This is a genomic window from Burkholderia anthina, from assembly GCF_902498995.1.
GTDB lineage: Bacteria > Pseudomonadota > Gammaproteobacteria > Burkholderiales > Burkholderiaceae > Burkholderia > Burkholderia anthina.
This window is the reverse complement of the sequence record NZ_CABVLY010000064.1, coordinates 1-902: the sequence shown is the minus strand read 5'-3', so window position 1 is coordinate 902 and position 902 is coordinate 1. Positions and strand designations below refer to the sequence as shown.

The following is a 902-nucleotide window of genomic DNA, read 5'->3' as shown; positions in this document are numbered from 1 at the left end:
CCGCAACCGTTTCCCCCTTCCAGGAGCACATCATGAGCAACATTCCCGCATTCGGCCTCGGTACGTTCCGCCTGCAAGGCCAGGTTGTCATCGACTCGGTCCGCAACGGCCTCGACGTCGGCTACCGCGCGATCGACACCGCGCAGATCTACGGCAACGAAGCCGAAGTCGGCGAAGCGATCGCCGCCTCGGGCGTGCGCCGCGAAGACCTGTTCCTCACGACCAAGATCTGGGTCGACAACTACGCACCGGAAAAGCTGGCCGCCAGCCTCGAGGAAAGCCTGCGCAAGCTGCGCACCGACACCGTCGACCTGACGCTGATCCACTGGCCGGCCCCGGGCAACGGCGTATCGATCCAGGCGTTCATGACCGCGCTGGCCGAGGCGAAGGCGAAGGGCCTCACGCGCCGCATCGGCATCTCGAACTTCAACATCGAACTGACGAAGGAAGCGATCGCGGCCGTCGGCAAGGATGCGATCGCGACGAACCAGATCGAACTGAGCCCGTACCTGCAGAACCGCAAGCTGGTCGAGTTCCTGAACGCCGAAGGCATCCACGTGACGTCGTACATGACGCTCGCATACGGCAAGGTGCTCGGCGACCCGGTGATCGGCGCGATCGCGCAGCGTCACGACGCGACGCCGGCGCAAGTCGCGCTCGCCTGGGCACTGCAGCTCGGCTACTCGGTGATTCCGTCGTCGACCAAGCGCGAGAACCTCGCGAGCAACCTGCTCGCGCAGACGCTGCGCCTGACCGACGACGACATGGCGCAGATCGCCGCGCTCGAGCGCAACGGCCGCGAAGTCGACCCGGCCGGCCTCGCGCCGAAGTGGGACTGAACGCACCGCCCGCCCTTCGCTATCCGATTCGCCGCGGCCCGACAACCGCGGCACCGACAGGAC

The 902-nt window shown here is 66.6% G+C and carries 1 protein-coding gene; it reads left to right on the top strand.

The window, feature by feature from the left end:
• The first annotated feature begins 32 nt into the window (after window positions 1-32).
• Window positions 33-839 (top strand): 2,5-didehydrogluconate reductase DkgB, encoded by an 807-nt coding sequence (gene dkgB, locus BME24068_RS34775; RefSeq protein ID WP_174928805.1) that lies wholly within the window; start codon window positions 33-35, stop codon window positions 837-839.
• The last annotated feature ends 63 nt before the right edge of the window (window positions 840-902 follow it).

Bases quoted from the DNA above. Each gene is read 5' to 3' on its own strand.
- dkgB (WP_174928805.1), top strand. From the start codon at position 33: ATGAGCAACATTCCCGCATTCGGCCTCGGTACGTTCCGCCTGCAAGGC.